The organism is Thalassobaculum fulvum (assembly GCF_014652915.1).
In the GTDB taxonomy this organism is placed as follows: domain Bacteria; phylum Pseudomonadota; class Alphaproteobacteria; order Thalassobaculales; family Thalassobaculaceae; genus Thalassobaculum_A; species Thalassobaculum_A fulvum.
This window is the reverse complement of the sequence record NZ_BMZS01000005.1, coordinates 204343-228676: the sequence shown is the minus strand read 5'-3', so window position 1 is coordinate 228676 and position 24334 is coordinate 204343. Positions and strand designations below refer to the sequence as shown.

Sequence of the window (24334 nt, the reverse complement as noted above, 5' to 3'; positions counted from 1 at the left end):
CGGCATCCGAAGACCGGTGCCGGTCTCTCGCCGATCGGCATCCGGATGCTGCGGATCCGGTGTGAGCGCACCGTGAATCGCCTGCCGACGCGGGTACCGGCATGGGAGATCACCGGTGCGGGGGGATCACCGGTGCGGGGTACGCAGTGTCCGTGAGGCACCGACCGGGGGCAGGTCCGGTTCGGTCAGCCCAGAGACGCCCGGTTCGACGGACAGTGGGGCCGGCCGCTCGACTCCGGGCCGCTCGCGTCCGACCGGTCACACGTAGTGCTTCAGGGTTTCGGCGTAGAACGCCAGCGTCCGGGCGACGCCGTCCCGAAAGGAAACCCGCGGCTGCCATCCGGTCCGTTCGCGCAGCAGCGAGTAGTCGCTGTAGTAGTCACCGATGTCGATGGCCTTGCGCTCCGCCGGATAGTCGCGCACGACGTAGCGGGCTCCCGGCCAGGCGGCGCGGATGATGTCGGCGGTCTCGGCCAGCGACAGCACCTCGTGGCCGCCGACGTTGAAGGTCATGGCGTCGCAACCCGGATCGACGGCAGCCAGAAGCAGGGCTTCGACGACGTCGTCCACATAGCTGTAGTCGCGCTTCTGCTCGCCGCCCCAGACCTCGAACGGCTCGCCCTCGATCACCTTGCGGAACCACACGCCCAGAAAGGTCTGCCGTGCATCCTTGATCCGCATGCGCGGACCGTAGGTGTTCGTCAGCCGCAGGACCGTCGTCCGCAAGCCGTAAACCTCGCCGTAGAGAATGTGATAGAACTCGCCGGCGGTCTTGTTGATGCCGTTGACGTCGACCGGTTTGATGGGGTGCTTCTCGTCCACCGGCAGATACTGCGGCCGACCGTAGATCTGGCGCGTCGAGGCGAAGACGATCTTGGCGTCGACGGCGTGCTCGCGGCAGGCCTCCAGCAACGCGAGCTGGGCGGTCGCGTTGATCTCCATGTCGGTGAAGGGGTCGAGCATGGAGTCCATGTGACTGGTCTGGCCGGCGAGATTGAAGATGAACTCCTGACCTCGCAGCAGATGCGGCAGACTGTGGCGGTCGCGGACGTCCGAGATGTTGACTTTCACCCGGGCGGCGATACCGGCGATGTTGTACATGTTGCCGCCGTAGAGCGGGTTCATGCTGTCGACCAGCAGGACATTCGCCCCGAGCCCGACCAGCCGGCCCGCCAGGTTGGCCCCGATGAAGCCCAGGCCGCCGATGATCAGGACGGATCGACCGGACAGCGCTCCGACATCGACGGTCATGCCGCCGCACTCGAGAACCGCCGAATGAGCGTGGCCACGTGGCGGGCCCGCTCGGCCCCGAGTTGCGGAAACATCGGCAGGCTGAGGATCTCGCCGGAAACCGCTTCGGTCGCCGGCAGGTCCTCGGGCGGAAAGCGGCCGGCATAGGCCGGCTGGCGGTGAACCGGGACCGGGTAGTGGATCGCGGTACCGATGCCATGCGACGCGAGAAACGCCGCCAGTTCGTCGCGGCGGGGATGGCGAACCACATACTGGTGATAGACATGCCGGACACCCGGCGATGTCCCCGGCAGCCCGAGATCGGCCACGCCGGCCAGGGCCGCGTCGTAGGCTGCGGCGGCGGCACGCCGGGCCTCGTTGCGGGCCTCCAGGCGGCCCAGCAGGACACCCAGCACCGCCGCCTGCAGGGGATCCAGCCGCGTGTTGAAACCCTCTTCGGCGCTGACGAAGCGCTCGCGCCAACCGTACTGGCGCAGGCGCCGGGCCCGTGCCGCCACCTCGGCATCGCCGGTTACGACCATGCCGCCGTCCCCGAGCGCACCGAGGTTCTTGGTCGGGTAGAAGCTGAAGGCGGCGGCGTCGCCGAAACCGCCGGCCGATCGGCCATCCCAGGAGGCGCCGTGCGCCTGGGCACAGTCCTCGATCAGCCGCAGACCGTGGCGGCGGCAGATCTCCAGCAGCGGCCCGGGCGGCACCATGTTGCCGTACAGGTGCACCGCCACCACCGCCCTCACCGGCTCCGCGCCGACCCGCCGCTCCAGATCGTCGAGGTCCATGACGTACGTGGCCGGATCGATGTCCACCCACACCGGCCGGGCACCGCAGGCGCGAATGGCGGCAACGGTGGCGACTGCCGTATGGGACACCGTGGCGACCGCGTCGCCCGGGCCGATGCCCAGGGCGCGCAGGGCGAGGGTGATGGCGTCGGTGCCGCTGGCCACGCCGACGGCATGCTCCGGTCCGACGTAGCGCGCGAACGCCGCCTCGAAGGCATCCACTTCGGGGCCCAGGATATACATGCCCGATGACAGGACCCGATCGATCGCGGCATCGATGGCGGCCCGGTCCTCGTCGACCGAGGCCTTCGGGGACGTCTGCGGGATCGTCGTCCTGGGGGGAGTGATGATCGGTCCCCTTCTTCGGGAAGATCTGAACCGCGAGGTCCGGTCGGCCGGCCGTGCCGACGATTTTAGGGGCCGCTCCCCCGATTGCCAGGGAAAACCCCACCGGTTGGAACCCCGGCGTCTCCGTCGCGCGTGCCCCTCCGTCGCGCGTGCCCCGGGGCGGTGGCCTCGACGCCGGCCCAGATTGTCCGCCCCGCTCTGCCATGCTATCAACGGCGCGCCGAAAGATCGCAATACCAGATGGAACTCTGAAAGTGTCAGACCAAACCGTTTTGTTCCAGGATGGGGCGAGTTCTGCAGAAACCGGCGGCACAGAACTGGGAAAGGCCCTTCATTCTCTAACAGGACTGACTGAAGAAACTTGGTCGACCATAACACACACCGCAAGACAAGTTAATTTTACTTCCGGCCAAGTAATTTTCGACGAAGGAGACGTCTCCGACCTCCTCTATGTCATCGAACAGGGAACGGTCCTGGTGTTCCGGCCCGCCACCGGCGCTCAGGCGGAATACCGCGTCGCGGAGATCGGTCCCGGGCAGACGCTCGGCGAAATGGCGATGATCGACGGCGCCCCGCGTTCGTTGTCGGCGCGAGCCGAGACGGATTGCCGGCTCTCGGTCGTCGATCCCGACGATGTCCGCGCCCTGCCCGACGGCGATCGTCGACTTGCCGAGCTCAAGGGCAGCCTGAGCACCACCGTCGTTCGACGCATGCGCGAAAGCAACGACCGGTATGTGCAGGCGCTCGAAAGCGATCTCCGTCGCGCCCGCGAGCAGCAGCAGTTCGGCCGCTTCTTCATCTACATCCTGGCGATGATGACCATCGGCACCGTGGTCAACGACGTGATCGCCAGGCAGATCGTCGAGATCGACATCTACACCGTCAGCTTTGCCTGGCAGTACCTCGCGATCCTGCTGGTCCCCAGTTTCGCGATTATCCACCACATGGGCATCCCGTTTCGGGAACTGGGGGTGACCACGAGCGGCATCCGCCGGTCCCTGACCGAGGGGGCCGTGATGTCCCTGATCGGCCTGGCTCTGGTGCTTGGGCTCGGCGCGAGCCTGCGCGCGATGGACATTCTGCCGGGACGGCCGATGACGATCACGCTCGCCGACCTGACGGGCATCATTCCGTACGTCGTGCATTCCTTCCTGCAGGAACTCGTCGGGCGCGGCTTGCTGCTCTCGTCGTTCCGCCGGTTTCTCAACGATTCCCGTGGCATCTTCTCGAATGTCCTAGCCGCGGGGGGCTTCGCCATGTTCCATCTGCACTTCGGATTCGCGGCGGTGGGGCTGACCTTCGTGAGCAGTATCGTGTTCGGCGCCATCTATCTGCGGCACCGGAACCTGGCCGGCGTCAGCCTGCTGCACGCGGTTCTCGGGGTCGGCGCCTTCTATGCGGGACTGATGTGACGCCGGCTCGGCAGGACGCCTTCGACGTCGCGGTCGTCACCTCGGCAACCCTGCCGTGGCGCACCGGGCCGGCATTCCTCACCTTGTGGTACGCCTGCGGCCTCGCCGAGATGGGGTTGCGGACGTGCCTCGTGGTGCCGTGGCTCCCCCCCGCCCAGCAGGCCCTGATCTGGGAAGGCGAGCGCTTCGCCGAGCCGGCCGACCAGGCGCGCTGGCTGGCCGAGGAGGCGGACCGTCTCGGCTGTCCGCCGCTGCCCGAGGTGCGGTTCTATCCCGGCCGCTACTATCCCTCGCTGCGCAGCATCCTGCCGTTGCAGGACGTCTTCGGCTCGGTCCCGCCGGCCCGGGTGCTGGTGCTGGGCGAACCCGAGCACCTGTGTTGGAACGTCCGGACGCGGCGGCGCGCGCAGATCATGGCGGAGAAGGTGGTCGGCGTCGTGATGACCAACTACGACGCCTATGCCCGCAACAGCGGTTGGCCGGCAGCGCGCGCCTGGGCGTCGCTCCTGAACCGCATCAACCGCCATGCGATGCGTACGCGGACCGACCTGCTGGTTCCGCTGTCTCCCGCCATCGACCTGAGCGATCTCGGCCACCCCGTGGCCGCCGGCGCCCGCGTCACCGGTGTGCTTCCGGCCTACGCCGCGGTGCCGCCGGTGGCCGAGGGTTGCCGCGGCATCTATTTCCTCGGCCGTCTGGTGTGGGACAAGGGCTTGGCCTCGGTCATCGAGATCGCCTGTCGCACCGGATACCCCATCGACGTGTACGGCTACGGCCAGGACTCCGCCGCCATCGAAGCCGAGGCCGTGCGGCGCAACGCCCCGATCCGCTTCATGGGGCCGACCGCCAGTCCCTGGGAGTGGCTGCCCGACTACCGGGTCTACCTCAACCCGGCGGTCAGCGAGGTGCTGACCACCGCGGCGGCCGACGCCCTGGTCGCCGGCCGTCATGCGGTTCTGCCGCGCTGTCCGGCCAATCAGCCGTTTCTGCGCTACCGGAACGTTCACGCTTATGACACTCTCGACAGTGCCATCGCGGCGCTGAAGACGGCTATGATGACGAAACCTGCTTTGCCGCAGGACATTCGCCATGATTTCGACTGGCGCAATGCCTGCCGCAACTTGGCGGCATTGTGGGAACAGGCCGAAGGTCCTGGCCGACCGGTTTCACCTGTCCCGGCGAAACCATCGCATGACGACGGCGGCGGCTACGGGCGCGCGCCCAGTTGAAACGAGCCGACCGGGGGAGACGCATGGACCAGCCGAGCCAGCACTCCATAGTCTTCGTCAACCCGCCCTACGAGCGTATCGCGCCGGGTTACGAGTTCGTGCGGCACATCGCCGACAACTCGCCGTCGCTCGGCTTGCTCCATCTGGCCGCACAGGTCCGCCAGGACGGCTATCGGGCGAGCATCATCGAGTGCACCATCCAGGGCCTCGACGTGGCGGACACGATCGAGCGGATCGTGTCGATGCGGCCCGCCTATGTCGGTTTCACGCTGTTCACGGTGGGAGTCAGCAACGCGGCGGCGATTGCCCGGGGCGTCAAGCGGCGGTTACCGGAAACCAGGATCCTGGTCGGCGGTCCGCACGTCTCCTCGATGGGCCCCGAAACCATGTCGCGGTTCCCGGAGTTCGACCTGGCGGTCGTCGGCGAAGGCGAACTGACCCTGTCGCAGGTGCTCGCCTGTTACAGTTCCGGCGGCGACATCGGCAGCGTCAACGGCATCATCTACCGGGACGAAGACGGCAGGCCCCGGGGCACGGCGCCGGGCCCCGTCGAGAAGGACCTGGACCGGCTGCCGTTTCCGGCCTGGGACCTGCTGCCGGATTTCCCCCGTGCCTACCTGCCCATGGTCTACGAGTTTCCGCACGGCCCGGTCGCCTCGATCGCGGCCTCGCGCGGATGCCCCTTCAAGTGCCGGTTCTGCGACACGTCGACGTTCGGCGGCCGGATGAGACACTACTCTCCCGGCAAGGTCGTCGAGATGATGAGGCATCTGAAGGAACAGTACGGCGTCCGCCACATCATCTTCGTCGACGACCTGTTCCTGGCCAGCCGCAAACGGGCCACCGAGTTCTGCAATCTCCTGATCGAGGAGCGGCTGGGACTGACCTGGACCTGCCTGGCCCGGGCCGATTCCGTGCGCCCCGAACTGCTCGCCCTGATGAAGCGGGCCGGTTGCTGGGAGGTCATGTACGGGTTGGAATCCGGCTCGGACGAGATCCTGCAGAAAATGGAGAAATCGCTCGGGGTCGCGAAATCCAGGCAGGCGGTGGCCTGGTCGGCCGAAGCGGGAATACGCGTCAAGGGGCTGTTCATTCTGGGCTACCCCGGCGAAACGGAAGAGACGATCGCGCAGACCGAGGCGTTCATCTCCAGCATTCCCATGCAGGAGATGCAGTTGACCAAGTTCACCCCCTATCCCGGCTCGCCGATCTATATGGACCTATTCGGCACGCGCATCCGCGACGAGCACTGGGACAAGATGAACGGCATGGTCTTCATCTGGACGCCGGAGGGGATGACGGTCCGACAGCTGGATCGTCACTACAACCGGATATTGTTGTCGTTCTATCTGAAGCCGGCGTCTCTCAAGATGTTCGTACAGATGACGCTGCATTACCCGAACCACCTGGTTCGCGCCTCGAAGTTCGTCGCAGGCTGGATCCACGCCGAACTGCGGAGGCGATTTGCCGGCCTGGGTCGGCCTCGCGTATCGACCGTACAATAGCGGTTGCCGCCGGCTCCGGGGCCGCAACTCCGTCCGTCGGGGTTCTGAGCACACCGCGATGAAGGGGGCATCGCCGATGACCGTGGTATCCGCCGTGCCGGGACCTGGGCGGCTTTCCGGCAGGAAGCGGCTCGGCCTGCTGTTGATCAAGCCGTCGCACTACGACGACGACGGGTACGTGATCCAGTGGTGGCGGTCCTACGTGGTCAACAACGCCCTGGCGGTAATGGGCAGCGTCATCACCGATGCCGCGGAACGCCGCGCGGCCGGGCCGGACGTCGACATCGAACGACGGCTGATCGACGAGGTCTCCGAGGTCGTGCGCCCGGACAGGCTGATGCGCTGGCTCGCCGGCTTCGACCATGCGGCGGTCATGCTGGTGGCCGTCCAGACCAGCCAGTTTCCCCGCGCCCTCGACATCGCCCGCCCGTTCACCGCCGCCGGCTATCCGGTCGTCATCGGCGGCGTGCACGTCAGCGGCTCGCGGGCCATGGTGCCCGACTGGCAGCCGGCCTTCGCGGGCGCGGCCGAGGCCGGCGTCAGCCTGTTCGCCGGCGAGTTCGAGCCGCATGTGGACGAGCTGCTGACCGACGTCGTCGCAGGCACCGTCAAGCCGTTCTACGACCGTCTGGCCCGGCCCGCAGACCTCGGCACCGCGCCGCGACCGCGCGCCGAGCACGGCCTGGCGGCGCGGACCGTGGAGCGGCATTTCGGCCTCGAGACCGGACGGGGCTGCCCGTTCATCTGCAGCTTCTGCACGATCATCAACTTCCACGGCCGCGCCATGCGGCACCGCGACCCGTCGGCGATCGAAGCGTATCTGCGCGAGTGCCACGCCGGCGGCGGACGGCATTTCCTCGTGACCGACGACAACTTCGCGCGCAGCCCGGTCTGGCGCGAGATCACGGCGACGATGGAGCGCCTGCAACGCGAGTTGAACGTCGAGTGGGACATCGCCATCCAGGTGGACGCGCTCGCCTACCGCATCGACGGCTTCGTCGACGCCTGCAGGGCGGCGGGGATCAAGCGGGTGTTCATCGGCATCGAGTCGGTTCGCCCCGACAACCTGAAGGCGGCGGCCAAGGGGCAGAACAAGATGCACCTGATGCGCGACATGGCGATGGCCTGGCGGCGCGCCGGCATGCTGATCTACGGGGCGATGATCGTCGGCCTGCCGAACGACACGCCCGAGCGGGTCGCCGAGGATGTCCGCATCATCCAGGAGGAGATCCCGGTCGACATCCTGTCGGCGTTCCTGCTGACGCCGCATCCGGGTTCGGCCGACCACAAGAAGGCGGTCGCGGACGGCGTCGAGATGGACGAAGACCTGAACCGCTACGACACGGTGCACCCGGTCGTCGCCCACCCGCTGATGTCACGGGACCAGTGGGAGGCGCTGTACTGGGACACGTGGAAGCGCTTCTACACCATGCGCTACCTGAAGACCGTGATCGCCCGCGCCCTGCGCTACGGCGTGAACGTCGACGTGGTCCGCGGCACCTTCGTCTGCGCCTACTCCGCGTCCTGCCACGAGCGCGTGCATCCGCTCGACAGCGGCGGATTGCGGCTCCGCGACCGACGGTCCCGCCGTCCCGGCCTGCCCAAACCGGCCGCAATCCCGCACGCGATCAGGCAGATCGCCTGGAATACGGTCAACCTCTCCCGGATCGCCGGCCTGCTGGCCTATGGCTACGCGCTCGAGCTGTACCTGCGGTGGGAGCGCGCCCGCGGCCGGCTCGACCGTCACACCCACATCGAGCCGCTGCCTTCGGCCGCGGCGACGGCGCGGTTCCCCGACGCCCCGGTGGCCGCAGCGGAGTAGCACCCTGCGGGCGGCCGTCACTCCCGGTACAGATGCGCCCGGGTGAGCGGTAGCGTGTTGTTGTTGGTGCCGTTCGCGCCCTTCGAGACGAGGATCTGGAACAGCCGGTTGCCGCCCCATTCGAACGACGAGATCGCCAGGTTCCAGTACAGCCGCCACTGTCGGACGAAGACCTCGTCGAACATCGCGCGGATCTGGTCGACGTTGCGCTCGTAATTGTCCCGCCAGGCGCGCGTCGTCAGGATGTAGTGCTGGCGCAGGTTCTCGATGTCGCGGATCTCCAGGTCCCGCATCGACAGCGCCTGGATCACGTTGGACAGCACCGGGATGTGGCTGCCCGGGAACATGTACTTCATCGACCAGGGGTCGTCCGGCCACGGCCGGTCATTGCCGATGAAATGCAGCAGCGCCAGGCCTTGCGGCGCCAACAGTTCCTCGATCTTGCCGGCGCAGGTCGGGATGAACCGTTTGCCCACATGCTCCAGCATGCCGAGCGTCGCCACCCTGTCGAACTCGCCGTCGAGATCGCGGTAGTCCTGGTAGCGCACCTCGATGCGGTCCTGCAGTCCGTACTCGGCGATGCGCCGATTGGCGAAGTCGCACTGCTCCTGCGACCGGGTCACGCCGACGCCGGTGACGCCGTACGTCCGGGCGGCATGGATCAGGAAGCCGCCCCAGCCGCAGCCGAGATCGGCAACCCGCATGCCCTTTTCCAGCAGGAGCTTCCGGCAGACGAGCTCGTGCTTGTTGCGCTGCGCCGTGGCCAGGTCGTCATCGGGTGTCCTGTAATAGGCACAGGTGTACGTCATGCTTTCGTCGAGGCACAAGGCGTAGAAGTCGTTACCGACATCGTAATGGTGCGAAATATTGAGCTTGGATTGCCGCTTGGTGTTCTGGTGCAGAAGATAGAGCCCGAGAAACCGGACGGCTTCCTTCACCGACAGTTTCTGGTCGCCGAAGCCGGCGAGGTGGCCGAGGCGCAGCAGCTCCAGAAGGTCTCCGCCCACCTCGATTTCGCCGGCCATGTAGGACTCGCCGAAGCCCAGAAAGCCGTCGCCGAATGTCCGGCCGAGCGCGGCGCGGGTCCGAAAGGACACGACGAAGTCCGTCCCGTCCCCCACCTGGAAACCGTCGCCGTCCCAGAACTGTACCGCGAAGCTGGCACCGGGGTCGGCCTGGAGCATCTTCGCCGCGATGTCCTTCGCAGCCTGCTTCATGTCTTGTCGTCCCTCAGTTCGAATGGCTTCGGGCCACGCAGGGCGTCCCAGAAGGAAACGATGGTTCTGCGATAGTCGCTGTCCTTGGCCTTCAGCTCGGCGTGCAGGGCGGGGAGATTGTAGTAGGGAACCCCGGGATACATGTGGTGGGCGGTGTGGAAGCGCAGGCCGAGGGGCTGCAGCACCGCGTCGAGCGGCGTCTCGATCGTGAAGGTGTCCGTGATCTGGTCGCGGCTGTCGGATGCCTCGACATGGCAGCGCATGCTGTGTTCCAGGGGGATCCGCCAGGTCGTCAGGGCCCAGCCCCCCACCTGCACCGCATACATCAGCGGCAGGATCTCCGGCACCAGCACCGCGTACGTGGCGAACAGCAGCAGGGCGAAGCGGCTGTACCACCGGACCTCCGGCTTGTAGCGCTCGTCGATATCGGCGCCGATCGTGTAGCCGTAGCGTTGCAGATACCGGTCGAGGCGTTCCTCGATGGCCGTGCCGAAACTCGCGGCCACGGTATCGAAGAGGTTCAGCAGCGGCATCAGGAACGGGATGAAGCCCAGCACGAAGACCGCCAGCTTCCGGTTGCTGCGCAGCAGCAGGTATTGCGGATCGTTCCTGGTGCCGAACAGGCCGGTGCTGTGATGGGTCAGGTGCGGCTTGTAGAACCGGGCGGACGGCGAAAGGATGATGGCCCCGATGGTCAGGTTCCAGAAGACGTTGAAGATCTTCATCCTGGGGTCGCGCTGGCGGTGCGCGATGTCGTGCATGAAGGCACCGGCCCGGTAGATCGCGGCGCTGCAGATGACGAACGCCACGGCGAGGAGCGCGCCGCGCGCCTGCAGGCACCAGAGGAAGCTGGCGACGAACACCGCGGTCGACAGGAGGAGATCGCCGAAATAGATCGTCAGCCGGGTCTCGTAATAGGCCTTGTCGATCATCCGCCCTTCCCGGCCGCCCATTCGGCGAGCTGGTTCTCGATGAAGGACACGACGTGGCGGTGCGCCTCGTTGCCGTTCGCCTCGACCGGTGTCGGCAGGCCGATGGCGAAGCGCGCGGGCCGGGCCGGCACGATCCATCCGATGTCGCGGATCAGCCCGCCGGGTGTCCACGCGGTCGTCTCGAGGGCGATCGGCACCAGCGGCACCCCGGCTCGCCGCGCCAGCCGCATGCCCAGGGAATTGAAGCCGCGCGGATCGAACCGCGGTGCCCGATGCGCTTGCGGGAAGACGATCACCGAAATGCCGCGCTTCAGGCGTGCCGTGCCTTCGCGCAGCACCAGGTCGAGATCGGCGCGCGGGTCGGTGCGGCCGACGATGATCGGGTCGAAGGCGCGCAGCACCGGGCCGAGAATGGGATAGCGCGTCAGCCCTTCCTTGACGATGAAGGTGCAGGGCGCCGCGGCCTCCAGGATCGCCGGCAGGACCTGGGTTTCGAGCGGACTGACGTGGTTGGCCGCGAACACGAACGGACCCTGCCGCAAGCCGAGGCTTTCGGTGCCGGAGACGTCGAAGGTGACGCCGACCCGCTTCAGCGCCCGCAGCAGCGCATGGCTGCCGGCAACCAGGTCGGCGTTGTCAAGCCGGCCCCGCCGCGCCTTGCCGGCGGCCTTCGCCATGATCACGACAGCCTGGGTGTAGAACGCGGTGGAGGAAAGAATGCGCCGCAGTGCCGCCTCCGCTCAGGTCATGGCCGGCTGCGCGGGCACCATTCCGGCAGCGCGGGTGGTCCTGCTGAGGTGGCGGCCCCCCAGATACAGGCCTGCGACCGCCGGCATCAGCAGGATGTGATAGGTCGCGAACAGCCCCAGGCCCGGCAGGCCCTCGCTCTCGAGCACGACCATGACCGAAGCGCCGAGGATCAGCAGGATGGCGGCGCACATCCACAGCGACCCGCTGCCGTTCCGCAGCCCGACCAGGTGGAAGCAGAGCGTCAGCACCAGAACCGCGGAATAGGCGGCTACCACGATCAGGAAGTTGTCGGCGCCCCAGAGCTGCCAGAGCGTTACCGCCAAGCCGGCCGCACCCAGTGCCGTGACGATGCGGCACCAGCCCCCGTCGAGGAAGTGCCGGGCGGTCGATACCAGCATGGTGAAGCTGGCGACCGCGACAACCGCCCGCGTCGCGAACATGGCGACGGCATGTGCGTCGGGAACGACCCCCTCGAAAAAGCCGTGGTCGATCGCGCCCAGCATCGTCGATAGGCCGGTCAGGCCGAGCGTGACGCTCCACCACCAGGCCGCCGACCAGGGCGCCGTGTCGGACCGCACCGAGAGACCGGTGAGGAAGAAGATCTCGCAGGCGAGGATGACGTCGGTCAGTGCCGAGAGGGCGAGCGGGGTCAATGAATTTCTCCGGCGATCGTGCTCAGCCAGGCACCCGACGGACCACCGCACGATTTGCGCCGGAAAGCCGGTGCGACGATAGCACTCTACGGAAATAAACCTGGTCGTCGAGGGTCTTGTATCGACGTCAGAACTGGCGGATTCGCCACCCCGGCCGCAGCGGGACCTCGTCCTTCGCGAAAGGCTGTCAGTCGCAACCGAGAACCGCGCCAACCTGCGGACCCGGGGTGACGGGCCCACGTCGACGTGCGCGGCATGACCCGCTGCGTCCCCCCTGAACGAGACGTCTCTCGGCACGGCCGGCGTGCGGCGCGCGCCCGGTCGGGAGCGCGCCGTGCCGCTCCGGTGGAAATTCGGTTCACCATCGCGGAACCGGTGCGCTACTTCGGAGACAGCCGGGCCGAGTACCATGGTGCCCGCGAACCGAGGGATGCGCCCGTGGCCGACCGGAACGTTCATGTGGTAATCGTCTTCACCGACGCGGGCGGCGGCCACCGCGCCGTCGCCGAGGCCCTGGCCGAGATACTGGAGGGCGCCGGCGGCTATCGGGTTTCCCTGGTCAACGCATACCAGGAGGTCTTGCCGCATCTCGATCTGTTTGCCCGTTTCACACCCCTCAGCGTAGAGCAGGTCTACAACGAGCTGATCATGCGACGGGGCTGGACGGGCCTGTTCTGCCTCGGCTTCTATGCCCTGGCGGTGATGAACGTGCGCCTGCTGGCGGCGGCCGGTCGCCGCGCCTTCGCGGCCCTGTGGGAGCGCCGGCGTCCGGACCTGGTGATCTCGGTATTGCCGCTGATCAATCCGCTGATGATCGACAGCCTGAAGTCCTATCGCGACGGCGACGTACCCTTCGCGGTGCTGATGACCGACTGGGCCGAGCTGACGCGCTCGGTCTGGCTGCCCAGACGGCCGGACTATCACGTTATCTGCGGCACGGCGCCCGGCTATCGCCAGGCGGTGGCCAAGGGACATCCGCCGGAGCGCCTGCACCGCACCGCGGGCCTGCCGGTGCGCCCTGCCTTCGTCGACGGCGGGCCGGGGGACATTGCCGCGGCGCGCCGCCGCCTCGGCCTCCACCCGGATCGTCCGGTCGTCTGCGTGCTGTATGGCGGCCAGGGCAGCCGGCGGATGCTCGCGCTCGCCGAAGCGCTTCGTGGCAGCGACGTCCAAGCCATCTTCCTGTGCGGCCGCGACGAAGCGCTGGCGGACGCGCTGCGGGCGGCGAACCTGTCCTATCCCGCGGTGATCCGGGGATACACCCGCGAGGTAGCGGCGTATTTCGGGGTGAGCGACGTGTTCGTCGGCAAGCCCGGGCCGCAATCGATCAGCGAGGCGCTGGCGATGGGGCTGCCCCTCCTGGTCGACCGCTCCAAGGTCCTGCCGCAGGAGCGCGCGGTGCTGCGCTGGTTGGCGGAGAGCGGGGCCGGGCAGACCTTCGCAACGCCCCGACAGTTCCGCGATGCCTTGGCGACCTGCCTGGCCGCCGGCCCCCGCCCCCGGGCTGGCGCCCCCAATCCGTCCCCCAACGCCACCCCGAGCGAAATACCGTCCGTCGTCCGGGCGATTCTGGCGCGGGCCGGGTCCGCCGTCCCGACCGGATAGCCGTCTTCGTGCCGGTGTCGGCGGGGCTTCCGGTCCGGCGCGTCCCGGACTCCGGTCGTCGTTGCCGGAGAACCGGCATCTCACCGCCGCGACCACGGTGCCGTGGGGATCGGCGGCACCCCGCCCGCCCCGGCGCGCCGGACGCGCTGGTCGGCCCTCCGCGCCGATGCCGGAAGAGATCCTGCCTGCAAGTCGGTCGATTTGAATGGTGGGCGCGGCTGGGATTGAACCAGCGACCCCTACGATGTCAACGTAGTGCTCTCCCGCTGAGCTACGCGCCCGCCGGCGGCGCCTATCGGGAAATCCCGGGAAGTTGCCCGGGGACTGCGGCGCCGCAAGGACGCTCCTCATAATGCCCCCGGCGGCGCAATGCAAGCCCATGTCGCCGCGTCGCCGACGGTTTTTCGACGCGACCGCCGCGACCGCCGCGGCGGCCACCGGAACCGGTGACAGAACCGCGGGTTTGCTCTAAGTCAGAAGCCATGGACGAGGTTCTCGACCCTGGGCGAGAGACCGCCGGCGGCCTCCCAGATCCGGGGCCGTCCGTGCCGCCCGAGCCATTCGCCTGGATCGCCGGCCGGACGTCCAACCGCCAGCCGGTGGCGGCGCGCACCGATCCGCAGCCCCCGGCATTCGAGAGCCCGGTGACCGTCGTCAGGCCGCCGCGCCAGACCCTGCCGGTGGTGGTGTCGTCGCCGCACAGCGGCCAGCGCTACCCCGAGGACCTGCTGGCCCGGACCGGGCTCGACCGGCTCACCCTGCGCTCCAGCGAGGACACCTTCGTCGACGAGCTGTTCGGCGCCGCGCCGGAACTCGGGGCACCGCTGGTCAAGGCCGAGTTCCCGCGGGTCTACGTCGACGCCAACCGCGAGCCGTTCGAGCTCGACCCGGCGATGTTCCACGACCCGCTGCCGGACTACGTCACCACCCAGAACGCCCGGATCGCCGCCGGCCTCGGCACGATCGCCCGGGTCGTCTCGAACTCGGCCCCGGTCTACCGCGGCAAGCTCAGTTTCGCCGAGGCGCTCGGCCGCATCGAGACCTGCTGGAGGCCGTTCCACGCCGCCCTCGCCGAGACCATCGAGGCAACCCTCGACCGGTTCGGCTACTGCGTGCTGCTCGACGCCCACTCGATGCCCTCGAACGTGCTCACGCTGGGCGCCGATGGCCGCGCCCATCCGGTCGCCGACATGGTGCTGGGCGACTGCCACGGCGGCTCCTGCTCGACCGTGCTGGTGCAGCGCTGCGAGCGGGTGATGGCCCGCCAGGGCTACCGCGTGCACCGCAACACCCCCTATGCCGGCGGCTTCGTGACCCGGCACTATGGCCGCCCCGAGGCCGGGGTGCACGCCCTGCAGATCGAGGTCAAGCGCGGGCTGTACATGAACGAGCGCCGGTTCCAGCGCACCCCCGGCTTCGCCCGGGTCGCCGCCGACATGCGCCGGCTGATCGCCGTCGTCGGCGGCTTCGACCCGCACCGCCCGTGGGGCGACGCCGACTGACCGCCCGCCCTCGCCCCCTCGCCCGCGCCCCCTCGCCTGCGCCCGCGCAATGCGCGTCCGCTCGAAGAGTGGCACGCCGGTTGCTTCCCTTCGCGCAGGAGGTGACGCATGACCGCTCGCATACTGCCCCGCATCTTGCCCCGCATCCTGATGCTGCTGGCCCTGGCGGCCACCGGCATGCCCGTCGAGGCCGCCGCGGCGCGGGCCGATTCGACACCGACGCCTGCCGCCCACGAAGCCTGCATCGAGGCGACCCGGGCGGCCGAGCGCCGGCACCACATCGCGCCGCACCTGCTCGGCGCCATCTCGCTGGCCGAGACCGGCCGCTGGGACCAGGCGCACCGGGCAAGCTTTGCCTGGCCGTGGACGGTGATGGCCGAGGGCCGGGGGCGATACCTGCCGAGCAAGGCGGCGGCGATTGCCGAGGTCATGAAGCTGCAGGCGCGCGGCGTGAAGAACATCGACGTCGGCTGCATGCAGGTGAACCTGTACTACCACGCCGACGCGTTCGACGACCTGAACCAGGCCTTCGACCCGGAGACCAATGCCAACTACGCCGCCGCCTTCCTGCGCGACCTGAAGGACGAGGTCGGAACCTGGAAGGACGCGGTCGCGTACTACCACAGCCGCGACGACCGGCGCGGCGACGCCTATCAGGGCCGGGTCTACGACCTGTGGTACGGCCAGCGCACCAACCTGGTCACCGCCGCCGCCGGCTCCATCGTGCCGGTGACCCCGCAGGCCCGCGCCGCCGACCAGCACCGCGCCGAACTCGCCCGGGAACGGTCCAGGCGCGCCCAGCAGTACGAGATGATCAAGGCGGCCCGCGCCGCCAACACCGAATTCCTGCGCCGGCAGCGCGAGATCGTCAACGCCCGCACCGCCGCCGCCTTCGAGGCCCGCAAGGCCGAGGTCATGGCCGAGTGGGAGGAGCTGAAGCGCAAGCGCGCCGCCGCCCGGGCGGGCGGCTGACCCACCGAGCCGACGCGGCCGCTCAGGTGAACGGCGTCGCCACGTCGCCGAGCTGGACGAACACCGACTTGCGCTGGGTGTAGTGCTCGATCGCGGCGAGGCCGTTCTCGCGCCCCAGACCCGAGTGCTTGACGCCGCCGAACGGCATCTCGATCGGCGTCAGGTTGTAGTCGTTGATCCACACCGTGCCGGCCTCCAGCCGCGCCGCCACCCGGTGGGCGCGCGCCAGGTCGCGGGTGAACAGCCCGGCCGCCAGCCCGAACGGGGTGGCGTTGGCGCGGGCGACGGCCTCGTCCTCGTCGTCGAACACCATCAGGGTCATGACTGGGCCGAAGATCTCCTCGCGTGCGATGGCGAGTGTGTCATCCGGTGCCTCGAACACGGTCGGCGCCACGAACCAGCCGTCGGCACAGGCGCCGTCGGTGACCCGGGCGCCGCCGCACAGCAGGGTCGCGCCTTCCCTGATCCCGCTCTCGACGTAGCCGAGCACCTTCTCCATGTGCGGCTTCGAGATAAGCGAGCCGATCGTGGTCGCCGGGTCCATCGGATCACCGATCCGCATGCGCCCGATGCGCGGCATCATCGCGTCGACGAAGGCGTCTCGGATCCGCCGGTGCAGGAACACCCGGGTGCCGTTCGAGCAGATCTCGCCCTGGGTGTAGAAGTTGGCGTTCAGCGCCGCAGACACCGCGTTCTCGATGTCGGCATCCTCGAACACCAGCAGCGGCGACTTGCCGCCGAGCTCCATGGTGACGTGCTTGAGGGTAGCGGCGGCCGCAGCCATCGCCCGCTTGCCGGTCGGCACCGAGCCGGTCAGCGACACCTTGGCGACGTCCGGGTGTCCGACCAGCGCCGCCCCGGTCTCGGCCGCACCCTGGACGATGTTGAACACGCCCGCCGGCGCGCCGGCCTCGGCCAGCGCCTTCGCCAGCTCGAGCGCGGTCACCGGGGTCATCTCCGACGGCTTGAACACCATGGTGTTGCCGCAGGCCAGCGCCGGCGCGGCCTTCCAGCAGGCGATCTGGATCGGGTAGTTCCAGGCGCCGATGCCGGCGCACACGCCGAGTGGCTCGCGCCGCGTGTAGGCGAACGCGCCGCCGCCGGCACTGCCCCCACCGCCGCCACCCAAGTCGATGTGCTCGCCGGCGATCGCCGGCGCCAGGCCGGCGAAGAACTCCAGGCAGTCGGCGCCGGACGCCACGTCGACGGCCATCGCCTCGGAGACCGGCTTGCCGGTATCCAGCACCTCGAGATGCGCGATCGAGTCGTTGCGCTCGCGCAGGATCTGCGCCGCCCGGTGCAGGATCCGGCCGCGCTCGGTGCCGGTCATGCGCGACCAAGCCGGGAACGCAGCCCTGGCCGCCGCCACGGCGGCGTCGACGTCCTCCGGCCCGGCCTCCTGGACGGCCGCCAGCGGCTTGCCGGTCGCCGGGTTCTCGGTGGCGAAGGTACGGCCGGAACGGGCGTCGACCGGGCGGCCGTCGATCCACAGCGGGATGGGGTCGAGTGTCGTCATGACGGCGGTTCTACCGTTCGTGACGCATGGGGGAAAGGCCGACGGTTCCCTCGAGGCCAGGATGCGGTCAGGGTGGCACGCCCCCGACCACGAGCGGATGTGACCGGATTGACCCCGATCGAGCCTCCTCCCGTCTTCGACGGCGCGTTCCGCGACGGCCTGGAGACGCTGCTGCGCTGGCGCCGGGACGTCCGGCGGTTCCGGACCGACCCGGTCGCCCCCGGAACCGTCGACCGGCTGCTCGGTCTCGCCGATCTCGCGCCCTCGGTCGGCAACAGCCAGCCCTGGCGCTTCGTGGCGGTGGAATCGACCGCCGCCCGCGCCGCGGTCCGGGCCAACTTCACCGAGGCCAACGCCGACGCCCTGGGCGCGCAACCCGAGGAACGGCGGCATCTCTATGCGTCGCTGAAGCTGGCCGGCCTCGACCGGGCGCCGGTGCAGCTCGCGGTGTTCACCGACACCGGCACCGCCCAGGGCCACGGTCTCGGCCGCCGCACCATGCCGCAGACCCTGGAGCATTCCACGGTGATGGCGGTGCACACCCTGTGGCTGGCGGCCCGCGCAGACGGGATCGGCGTCGGCTGGGTGTCGATCCTCGACCCGGACCGGCTGCGCCGCGACCTCGCCGTACCCGAGGACTGGTCGCTCACCGCCTATCTGTGCCTCGGCCGGCCCGAGCAGGAGCACGTCGTACCGGAGCTCGAACGGGCCGGCTGGCAGGCCCGAACCGGGCATGGACGCGACCCGATCCGCCGCTGACGGAACAGCCCGCCTTGCCTTTCCGGTTTCAAACTGCATGCTCTAGCACAATCAAAAGAACATCGGAGAGGCTTCGAACATGCGCAACTCGCTCGGCGCGGCGCTGGCCGCCGCTATCCTCGCCGCCGGACCGGCAATGGCCGCGGATCCGGAATCCTGCGAGGACGTGACGTTCTCCGACGTCGGCTGGACCGACATCACCGCCACCACGGCCGCCGCCTCGGTGGTGCTGGACGCGCTCGACTACGATCCGGAGACCCAGATCCTGTCGGTGCCGGTGACCTATGCCAGCCTGAAGAACAAGGACGTCGACGTGTTCCTCGGGAACTGGATGCCGTCGATGGCCGCCGACCTGAAGCCGTATCTCGACGACGGCTCGGTCGAGAGCCTGCGGGCCAACCTGGAGGGCGCGAAGTACACCCTGGCGGTGCCGAGCTACGTGGCCGCGGCCGGCGTGAAGAGCTTCGCCGACCTGGCCGCCCACAAGGACAAGTTCGCCGGCAAACTGTACGGCATCGAGCCGGGCAACGACGGCAACCGGCTGATCCAGGACATGATCGACAAGGACGCCTTCGGCCTGAAGGGCTGGGAGGTCGTCGAGTCGTCCGAGCAGGGCATGCTGAGCCAGGTCGCCCGCGCGGTCCGCGCCAAGGAATGGATCGTGTTCCTGGGCTGGGCCCCGCATCCGATGAACAGCAACTTCGACATCGCCTACCTGGCCGGCGGCGACGACTACTTCGGCCCGGACTTCGGCGGCGCCACCGTCTACACCAACGTCCGCGCCGGCCTCACCAAGGAGTGCCCGAACCTCGGCAGGTTCCTGTCCAACCTGGTGTTCACCCTCGACATGGAGAACACCATCATGGGCTACATCCTGGACGACGGGATGAAGCCGGAGAAGGCGGCCGAGAAGTACCTGAAGGCCCACCCCGAGATGGTGATGTCCTGGATCGAGGGCGTGACCACCCAGGAGGGCGGCGACGCCAGGAAGGCGGTGAAGAAGGAGCTCGGCCTCTGAGGCTGGGCTCGAGCCGCCTGGGTCCCGGCTCTTCGCGGCGCCGCCGCTGCGGCCGGGACGAGGACGAGTGATACGATATCCTCTTCCCCTCATCCCGGACGGCCGCGCCCCGGCGCGGCCGATCCGGGACCCAAGCGCGGCTGACGGTGGGGGCTAGGGCATGGACCCGATCTCGGCGTTCTTCGAGGACAACAAGCTGGCGCTCGGGCGCGGCGTGAAGGTCTTCGTCGAGTGGCTGACCGACAATTTCTACAACCAGTTCCGGGCGTTCTCGGACGGGCTCGGCTGGGCCATCGAGGGCGTCATCTGGCTGCTGTCGGCGGTGCCGCCGGTGCTGCTGATCGCGCTGATCGCCGCACTCGCCTGGCGACTGCACCGGTCCAAGGCGCTGGTGGCGCTGGTGGTGGTCGGGCTGCTGCTGATCCTCAACCTCGGCTACTGGGAAGCCACGGTCGAGACCCTCGCCCTGGTGCTGTCCGCCACCCTGGTCTGCGTCGTGATCGGCGTGCCGATCGGCATCTACGCCGCCCACAACCGCTGGTTCTATTCCGCGATCCGGCCGGTGCTCGACCTGATGCAGACGATCCCGACATTCGTCTACCTGATCCCGACCCTGATGCTGTTCGGCCTCGGCGTGGTACCGGGCCTGATCTCGACGGTGGTGTTCGCGATCCCGGCGCCGATCCGGCTGACCGAGCTCGGCGTGCGCAACGTCCCGAAGCCGCTGATCGAGGCCGGCGAGGCGTTCGGCGCCACCCGCCGGCAGCTGCTGCTCAAGGTCGAGCTGCCGCACGCCATGCCGACCATCATGGCCGGCGTCACCCAGTGCATCATGCTGTCGCTGTCGATGGTGGTGATCGCCGCCCTGGTCGGCGCCAACGGCCTCGGCAAGCCGGTGGTGCGGGCGCTGAACACCGTGAACATCGCCCAGGGCTTCGAGGCGGGCCTCGCGATCGTGATCGTGGCGATCCTGATGGACCGGATCATGCGGCAGACCGAGCCCCCGGGCTCGGGAGGCGGGCACTGACCATGGACGCCATCACCTTCGACCACGTCGACGTGGTGTTCGGCACGCCGGCGACCCAGAAGTCGGCGCTTGCCCTGATCGACCAGGGTGCCGACCGCGCCCGGGTGCTGGCGGAGACCGGCGCGGTGGTCGGCGTGCGCGACGCCACGCTCGGCATCGAGCAGGGCGAGATCTGCGTGCTGATGGGGCTGTCCGGTTCCGGCAAGTCGTCGCTGCTGCGCTGCGTGAACGGCCTCAACAAGGTCAGCCGCGGCAAGGTGCTGATCGCCGATCGCGGCGATCAGGTCGACGTGGCGAGTTGCGACGCCGCCACCCTGCGCCGGCTGCGCACCGACCGGATCGCCATGGTGTTCCAGCAGTTCGCGCTGATGCCGTGGCGCACGATCCGCGAGAACGTCGGCCTCGGGCTGGAGCTGCGCGGCCTGGCGCGGGCCGAGCGGGAGCGGCTGGTCGACGAGAAGCTGGCGCTGGTCCGGCTCGACCAGTGGGCCGACAAACGCCCGCACGAGCTGTCGGGCGGCATGCAGCAGCGCGTCGGGCTGGCGCGGGCGCTGGCGACCGACGCCGACATCCTGCTGATGGACGAGCCGTTCTCGGCCCTCGATCCGCTGATCCGCGAGCACCTGCAGGACGAGCTGCTGGACCTGCAGCGGAGCCTGAAGAAGACCATCGTGTTCGTCAGCCACGACCTGGACGAGGCGCTGAAGATCGGCACCCACATCGCCATCATGGAGGGCGGCCGGATCGTCCAGTACGGGCGCCCGGAGGAGATCGTCACCCGGCCGGCCAACGACTACGTCCGGGCGTTCGTGGCCAACGTGAACCCGCTGAACGTGCTGTGCGCGGCGTCGCTGATGCGGCCGGCGGGCGACGGCGAGGCGGTCGAGCGCGACCGGGCGGTCGCCCCCGACACCCCGATGCGGGAGCTGGTGGCGCTGGCCCGCCGGCACGGCGGCCCGTTCCCGGTCCTGGGGGACGACGGCGCCCTGCTCGGCGTGGTAGGCGAGGCCGAGATCTACGACGGCCTGCTGCGCAGGCGCCAAGGGGACACGGTTCGGGACCAGCAGGCATGACCGCCGGTATCAGGGGTATCGTCTTCGACAAGGACGGCACCCTCATCCATTTCGAGCAGAGCTGGACGCCGGTCTATGTCGAGAGCGCCGAGGCCCTGGCGCGCCGGATCGGCCGGCCCGGAATGGCGGCCGCCTGGCTGCAGGCGACCGGCCGGGACCCGGTGAGCGGTCGCGTACTGCCCGGCACGGTCCTCGCCTCCGCCACCGTCGACGTGATCGCCGCGCGGTGGCGCGACCTCAGTCCGGAGCTTCCGGAGCTCGACGTACTGATCCCCTGGCTCGACGAGTTCTGGGAGCGCCGGGGGCTGGAACTGCTGGCCCCGGTCGGCGACCTGCCCGTCCTGTTCGACCGACTGCGCGGCGGCGGCCTGCGCCTCGGCGTGGCCACCAACGACGCCGAGAAGGCGGCGCACGCGACCGTCGGCCGCCTGGGCATCGCCGGGCATCTCGACTTCGTCGCCGGGTACGATTCCGGACACGGTGCCAAGCCGGAGCCGGGCATGATCCTGGCGTTCTGCGCCGCCATGGGCCTGGCGCCGGCGGACGTCGCGATGGTCGGCGACTCGCCGGCCGACCTGACCGCCGGGCGTGCCGCCGGCTGCGGCCGCGTGGTCGGCGTGCTGACGGGGACCTCGCCGGAGCAGGTCCTGGTGCCGCTGGCCGACGTCGTGCTGGCCGACGTGCACGCGCTACCCGCGTTGCTGGGCACCGACCCGGCCTGACCGGCTCCCCGCCCCTGCCCCTTGACGAAACCGGCCGTCCGGGTGCCATTGGCCGAAACCGACCGCCCCTGCCCCAACCCAGCCGATGTATGTCGACCGCAAACCTCACCTCGTGAACCGCGCAGCGCGGCCGGACCTGGCGCGCAGCGACCGCCGGGTGCACTACCTGCATGTCCCGAAATGCGGCGGCACGACCCTGCGCTACGTGCTGGAGGGATATGCGGCGATCCGCGGCCTGACCTCGGCCAACGAGGCCCGGCGGATCGGCGGCAAGTCGCCGGATCTCTCCGCTGCGCAGGTCGCGATGGGCCACGAGCGCCCGGCCGAAGGGCTGGCCCGCGGCGACACCTGTTATTTCACGGTATTGCGGGACCCGGTGCAGCGCCTGCGCAGCCTGGTGGCGATGATCGTCCGTCTGCAAAAGCGGCCACCCGAGACGGTGGTGGAAGAGCTCACGTGGACCCAGGCGAACTGGGCGGTGCATCTGCTGACCGGCGCCACCGGGCCGGACGGCGACCCGGTCTCGGAGGCCAAGCGACAGCTCGAGACCCGCATCCACCTGTTCGGTTTCCAGGAGCGGCTCGACGAGTTCATGGCGCTGCTGGCGGCGATGCTGGAGATCGACGGGGTGATCTACCCGGCCTTCCAGTTCACCCCCGAGAAGCGCCGCATCGACCAGCGGTTCGACGCCGAGCTCGAGGCCCGGTCCGAGGCCGACAGGGACTTGTTCGGGTTTGCCCAGGAACTGTACCGGGACCGCTTCGCGCCGCCGGCAGAAGCCGAGCAGCGCGACCGCCGGATCCCCGGGCGCTCCTACCTGCAGGTCCGGGCCGAGCCCGGCAGCCGCAACATCGACGTGTCGGAGGTGCGGTTCACCGCATGACGGCCGATCGCCGACAGCGAGCAGAGCCATGAGCGACCGATCTTCCGGACGGCCGGCCGACGGCGTGATCCTGGTCCTGCCGACCCTGGAATCGAATCTCGATCCGCACCGGTTGCACGAGGTCCACTACGACTGCTCGTACCGCGCCCTCGCCCCGTCCGGTCGGAAGGTCGCGGTCGTCGACCCCAGGAACGTCTCCGAATTCCAGTCGCTGCTGTCGTCGGACGATTACGGATTCGTGGTGACCGAACGCAGCCAGGCGCCGTCCTGGCCGATACCGGCGGAAGGCTCGCCGGCGTACGTGAGGGCGATCCGGAAGGTGTTCATCACCTTCGCCGGCAATCCGCCCTTCTACGAGGGGTCGTTCGGCTTCCATCAGGCCGCGTTCGAGCGGAAGGTCGCGGTCCTCCACGATCACGACTCGCTGCCCTATGCCGAGGCCATCAACGTCTCCGGTGCCCGGCTGGTCCCCGGGCGGCCGATGTATCACGACGTCGGGCTCAACGACGAAGCGAGCTGGCTCGCGCCGTCCCGCCGACTGCTGCCGATCCTGTTCGTCGGCAGCTACACCGATCCGGAGAGCTTCCGGGCTGCCTGGCGACACGGGTTCGCGACGTTTCCGAAACCGCTCGAGGCTATCGAGGCCGCGGCCGAGCTGCTGGCCGGCAGTCCGAGACTGCCGGTATGGCGGGCGCTGGAGCAGGCCGTCGCGTCGCTGGACATCCGGTTCGATCTCCGCAGCCGGGCCGGGCGGACCGCGCTGGAGATGCTCTCGCGATTCGCCAACCACCGGTCCCGGCAGGCCCTGCTCGACCGGGTCTCGCGCTATCCGTCACGGATCATCGCGACCGACCTGCCGCCGCTTCCGTCCCGCCACCCGGACTGCATCCTGTCGCCGGTCGTGAGTTTCCCCGACTTCCTGAACATGCTGAAGCAGACCGCGTGCCTGGTCACGACCAACCCGAACGGCATGACCGGGTCGGTCAGCGAGCGTGTTCCCAATGCCATGCGGCGCGGCGCGGTCGTCCTGCATGCCCCGAACAACAACCTTCGCCGCCTGGACGACGCCGGCATCGTCGTCCTCGGCGACAGCCTCGACGACCTCGACGCGTGCCTCGACTCCGCTGCCGCGCGTGACACCCGCTGGAACGCCCTCGGGGAGGCAGCCCGGAACTACGCCGAGCGGCATTTCCGCATGGACGACATGTACGATGCCCTGCTCGAGACCGCCGCCGACCCGGGCCGATGGCGCGATCGCAACCCGGACGCCCCGCCGGGAACGGACTGGCGATAGACCCGAGATCTCGCTATAGGAATCGCTCCAGACAACGGGCCATCCGCCGACGAGGAAGCATGTCCAAA

The 24334-nt window shown here is 69.0% G+C and carries 21 protein-coding genes and 1 tRNA gene; 14 read left to right on the top strand and 8 right to left on the bottom strand.

Annotated features, from left to right (window positions below):
• Positions 1 to 258 precede the first annotated feature (258 nt).
• Together IE246_RS12730 and IE246_RS12725 are read right to left on the bottom strand one after the other, a co-directional pair.
• The gene (locus IE246_RS12730) at positions 259 to 1251 is read right to left on the bottom strand and encodes an NAD-dependent epimerase/dehydratase family protein (RefSeq protein ID WP_189990105.1); all 993 of its coding nucleotides are present in this window, start codon (positions 1249 to 1251) and stop codon (positions 259 to 261) included.
• Complete coding sequence (locus tag IE246_RS12725) at positions 1248 to 2306, bottom strand: DegT/DnrJ/EryC1/StrS family aminotransferase (RefSeq protein WP_308434490.1); 1059 nt, start codon at positions 2304 to 2306, stop codon at positions 1248 to 1250. The genes IE246_RS12730 and IE246_RS12725 overlap by 4 nt, the downstream gene beginning before the upstream one ends.
• Before the next feature lie 272 nt (positions 2307 to 2578).
• Between IE246_RS12725 and IE246_RS12720 the strand changes: the two genes are divergently transcribed.
• From IE246_RS12720 to IE246_RS12705, 4 genes are all read left to right on the top strand, one after another.
• On the top strand, positions 2579 to 3787 hold the full coding sequence (locus IE246_RS12720) for a cyclic nucleotide-binding domain-containing protein (RefSeq protein WP_229837103.1): 1209 nt from the start codon (positions 2579 to 2581) through the stop codon (positions 3785 to 3787).
• Positions 3784 to 5016 (top strand): hexosyltransferase, encoded by a 1233-nt coding sequence (locus tag IE246_RS12715; RefSeq protein WP_189990100.1) that lies wholly within the window; start codon positions 3784 to 3786, stop codon positions 5014 to 5016. Before IE246_RS12720 ends, IE246_RS12715 begins: the two co-directional genes overlap by 4 nt.
• 23 nt (positions 5017 to 5039) lie before the next feature.
• Entirely contained in the window at positions 5040 to 6521 is a 1482-nt protein-coding gene (locus tag IE246_RS12710; protein ID WP_189990098.1) for a B12-binding domain-containing radical SAM protein, read from the top strand.
• 76 nt (positions 6522 to 6597) lie between these two features.
• Positions 6598 to 8343 carry a B12-binding domain-containing radical SAM protein gene (locus IE246_RS12705; protein WP_189990095.1) on the top strand — a complete coding sequence of 582 codons (1746 nt, stop codon included), beginning with the start codon at positions 6598 to 6600 and terminating at the stop codon, positions 8341 to 8343.
• 17 nt (positions 8344 to 8360) lie between these two features.
• Here the strand turns inward: IE246_RS12705 and IE246_RS12700 are convergent, their stop codons facing one another.
• The 4 genes from IE246_RS12700 to IE246_RS12685 form a co-directional block, all read right to left on the bottom strand.
• Positions 8361 to 9560 (bottom strand): SAM-dependent methyltransferase, encoded by a 1200-nt coding sequence (locus IE246_RS12700; protein WP_189990092.1) that lies wholly within the window; start codon positions 9558 to 9560, stop codon positions 8361 to 8363.
• Positions 9557 to 10492 carry a fatty acid desaturase family protein gene (locus IE246_RS12695; protein ID WP_189990088.1) on the bottom strand — a complete coding sequence of 312 codons (936 nt, stop codon included), beginning with the start codon at positions 10490 to 10492 and terminating at the stop codon, positions 9557 to 9559. Before IE246_RS12695 ends, IE246_RS12700 begins: the two co-directional genes overlap by 4 nt.
• A complete protein-coding gene (locus IE246_RS12690) occupies positions 10489 to 11169 on the bottom strand; it encodes a lysophospholipid acyltransferase family protein (RefSeq protein ID WP_189990085.1) in 681 nt (226 codons plus the stop codon). Before IE246_RS12690 ends, IE246_RS12695 begins: the two co-directional genes overlap by 4 nt.
• 63 nt (positions 11170 to 11232) lie before the next feature.
• Positions 11233 to 11895 carry a DUF6962 family protein gene (locus tag IE246_RS12685; RefSeq protein WP_189990082.1) on the bottom strand — a complete coding sequence of 221 codons (663 nt, stop codon included), beginning with the start codon at positions 11893 to 11895 and terminating at the stop codon, positions 11233 to 11235.
• Positions 11896 to 12333: 438 nt separating this feature from the next.
• Between IE246_RS12685 and IE246_RS12680 the strand changes: the two genes are divergently transcribed.
• Positions 12334 to 13500 (top strand): MGDG synthase family glycosyltransferase, encoded by a 1167-nt coding sequence (locus IE246_RS12680; RefSeq protein ID WP_189990081.1) that lies wholly within the window; start codon positions 12334 to 12336, stop codon positions 13498 to 13500.
• 206 nt (positions 13501 to 13706) lie between these two features.
• On the opposite strand, the gene IE246_RS12675 is transcribed toward IE246_RS12680, so the two are convergent.
• Positions 13707 to 13781: transfer RNA gene (locus IE246_RS12675), tRNA-Val, on the bottom strand.
• 264 nt (positions 13782 to 14045) lie between these two features.
• On the opposite strand from IE246_RS12675, the gene IE246_RS12670 reads away from it, so the two are divergent.
• Positions 14046 to 15002 carry an N-formylglutamate amidohydrolase gene (locus tag IE246_RS12670; RefSeq protein ID WP_229837027.1) on the top strand — a complete coding sequence of 319 codons (957 nt, stop codon included), beginning with the start codon at positions 14046 to 14048 and terminating at the stop codon, positions 15000 to 15002.
• Between the two features lie 108 nt (positions 15003 to 15110).
• Entirely contained in the window at positions 15111 to 15974 is an 864-nt protein-coding gene (locus tag IE246_RS12665; RefSeq protein ID WP_229837024.1) for a transglycosylase SLT domain-containing protein, read from the top strand.
• Between the two features lie 22 nt (positions 15975 to 15996).
• On the opposite strand, the gene betB is transcribed toward IE246_RS12665, so the two are convergent.
• Positions 15997 to 17490 carry a betaine-aldehyde dehydrogenase gene (betB, locus tag IE246_RS12660; RefSeq protein WP_189990076.1) on the bottom strand — a complete coding sequence of 498 codons (1494 nt, stop codon included), beginning with the start codon at positions 17488 to 17490 and terminating at the stop codon, positions 15997 to 15999.
• 99 nt (positions 17491 to 17589) lie between these two features.
• On the opposite strand from betB, the gene bluB reads away from it, so the two are divergent.
• The 7 genes from bluB to IE246_RS12625 all read left to right on the top strand — a co-directional run bounded on the left by bluB (position 17590) and on the right by IE246_RS12625 (position 24266).
• On the top strand, positions 17590 to 18249 hold the full coding sequence (gene bluB / locus IE246_RS12655; protein ID WP_229837022.1) for a 5,6-dimethylbenzimidazole synthase: 660 nt from the start codon (positions 17590 to 17592) through the stop codon (positions 18247 to 18249).
• 79 nt (positions 18250 to 18328) lie between these two features.
• Entirely contained in the window at positions 18329 to 19267 is a 939-nt protein-coding gene (locus tag IE246_RS12650) for a choline ABC transporter substrate-binding protein (RefSeq protein ID WP_189990073.1), read from the top strand.
• A gap of 160 nt (positions 19268 to 19427) precedes the next feature.
• On the top strand, positions 19428 to 20294 hold the full coding sequence (gene choW / locus IE246_RS12645) for a choline ABC transporter permease subunit (protein ID WP_189990071.1): 867 nt from the start codon (positions 19428 to 19430) through the stop codon (positions 20292 to 20294).
• Positions 20295 to 20296: 2 nt separating this feature from the next.
• Entirely contained in the window at positions 20297 to 21367 is a 1071-nt protein-coding gene (gene choV, locus IE246_RS12640) for a choline ABC transporter ATP-binding protein (protein WP_189990069.1), read from the top strand.
• Positions 21364 to 22089 (top strand): HAD family hydrolase, encoded by a 726-nt coding sequence (locus tag IE246_RS12635; RefSeq protein ID WP_189990066.1) that lies wholly within the window; start codon positions 21364 to 21366, stop codon positions 22087 to 22089. Before choV ends, IE246_RS12635 begins: the two co-directional genes overlap by 4 nt.
• A 112-nt stretch (positions 22090 to 22201) precedes the next feature.
• Positions 22202 to 22972, top strand: a complete 771-nt coding sequence (locus IE246_RS12630; RefSeq protein WP_189990062.1) for a sulfotransferase family protein — start codon at positions 22202 to 22204, stop codon at positions 22970 to 22972.
• A 28-nt stretch (positions 22973 to 23000) separates the two neighbouring features.
• Positions 23001 to 24266, top strand: coding sequence for a glycosyltransferase (locus tag IE246_RS12625; protein WP_189990059.1), 1266 nt, complete (start codon positions 23001 to 23003; stop codon positions 24264 to 24266).
• Positions 24267 to 24334 lie beyond the last annotated feature (68 nt).